Source organism: Micromonospora sp. M61 (assembly GCF_018070245.1).
In the GTDB taxonomy this organism is placed as follows: domain Bacteria; phylum Actinomycetota; class Actinomycetes; order Mycobacteriales; family Micromonosporaceae; genus Micromonospora; species Micromonospora zamorensis.
This window is the reverse complement of the sequence record NZ_JAGPYA010000137.1, coordinates 1-1718: the sequence shown is the minus strand read 5'-3', so window position 1 is coordinate 1718 and position 1718 is coordinate 1. Positions and strand designations below refer to the sequence as shown.

General features: G+C 68.6%; 2 protein-coding genes. Both read right to left on the bottom strand.

Annotated elements, in window-relative coordinates; genetic code table 11:
* Positions 1 to 618 (bottom strand): polysaccharide pyruvyl transferase family protein (locus tag KBX34_RS32890; protein WP_210928964.1); only part of this gene is annotated, 618 nt, incomplete at its 3' end.
* Positions 619 to 780: 162 nt separating this feature from the next.
* The coding region (locus KBX34_RS32885) for a polysaccharide pyruvyl transferase family protein (protein WP_210928963.1) at positions 781 to 1718 on the bottom strand (938 nt) is incomplete at its 5' end.

Here is a 1718-nt window from a genome sequence, read left to right as displayed (position 1 = left end):
GAGGGGGGCCAGCGCCTTGACGTACGGCGAGATGACGAACGCGAGCCGGTCGTCGATGCCCAGGGTCGCCTTCGTCTTCTCGATGCGCAGGCTGTCGCCGTGTAGGAACATCGACGGGCAGCCGATCTGCTCGACAGCCGAGAAACCCAGCTTGCGTAGGTAGTTCTCGGTGATCTCGCCGCGTACGCCGATGCTGTGCGAGTGGTCGAGCACCGCCCGGCAGAACGCGCTGACCGGCTCGTCGATCGGGCGGAGCTGTTCCAGGTTGCCGTCCACGTCGGTCTGCGCCCCGACTCCGAGCACCACCACCGGGATCTTCAGCCGTTCGATCAGCCGGGCCATCGTCGTCAGCCGCTTCGCGTAGTCATGGCGGAACGCGTTGGCCAGTGGTATCACGAAGACGTCGTACTTCTCGTTGATCTCGTCGGCGTCGCGTGGGTCCGCCCGGAACCGCGACGGGGTGATCTCGGCCGTGGAGGTGGCCAGCAGCTTGTGCGCGGCGTGGCTGAAGACCAGATTGCCGGTGTTCTTACCGATCCAGTCCCGCTCGTACGTCTCCTCGGCGCTGAGGACGTCGAACGGGCCCTTGCGGGCGCGCAGCAGGATCCGCTTATGCATCGGTGGCTCCACCTCTCGTCCGGCGGCGGTGGCGTCCAACCCCGGAGATCGCCCGGCAGTGTTCCGGGAGGCGGCACATCTGTCACCTCCAGGCCCCGCGATACTAGGCCACCGGCCGGCCGGCGGCCGTACGCGGCGATCGGCCCGCAGGATCGCGGCGGGTCAACGATTCAACAAGCGTCGCACCCGGCCGCCGACCGCCTGCCTGACCCGGGTCCTCAGCTCTTGCTGCTTGAGGGTCTCGACCTCGGTCAGCAGCCTCCGGTTGTGGTCGCGCAGCCACTGCACCCGTTCCAGCAGCACATCGGAGCCGGTGGCGCCGGCCGGGCGGACGGCGGGTGGGAAGGTGGTGGCGCGGACCTGCTCGTCGAAGCGGGTGGCGCTGTCGCCATCGGCGAAGGCGTGCCCCAGGTCGTGCTTGGCGAGGAAGGCGAGCATGGTCTCGAAGCGGGCCTTGTGCCCGTTGTTCAGCGCCGTGTAGTCGGCCTCCGCGTAGAGGTCGGCGGCGTCGACATCGGCCGGCACGTCCGCCATCACCCGGTGCGGGATGTCGAAGTACCGGGCCAGCTCGAGCGTGCGCGAGTCGTGCGCGAAGAGGTAGCCCGGCGTGCCGGCCACCAGCGCGGTGATGGTGCCGTGGATGCGGGTACCGAAGGCGAAGTCGAACCCGGACAGGTACTCCATCCAGGTCCACGGGTCCACGAACATGCGCACCTTGTCCTCCGTGAACAGGGGGTGCGAGGTGTGGACGGGGATCGCGCTGGTTTTCCCTCGGTCCGCGGGAGCGTCGCCGTAGAGCAGCGTGCCGAGGGTCTTCAGGTCCTGCGGGAGGTAGCGCAGGTTCGGGTAGCGCTGGTGGTGGGCGGAGACCACCTCCGCCATCGACTTCACGTACGGCGAGATGGTCAGCGCGACCCGGTCGTGCGGGGTCAGGAACTCCTTGCGCTTCTCCACCCGCAGGCTGTCACCGTGCAGGAACATCGACGGGCAGCCGATCACGTCGACAGCGGAGAAGCCCAGGGTGCGCAGGTAGCTCTCGGTGATCTCGCCCCGAACCCCGATGCTGTGCGAGCGCTCCAGCACGGCCCGGACGAAGCGGC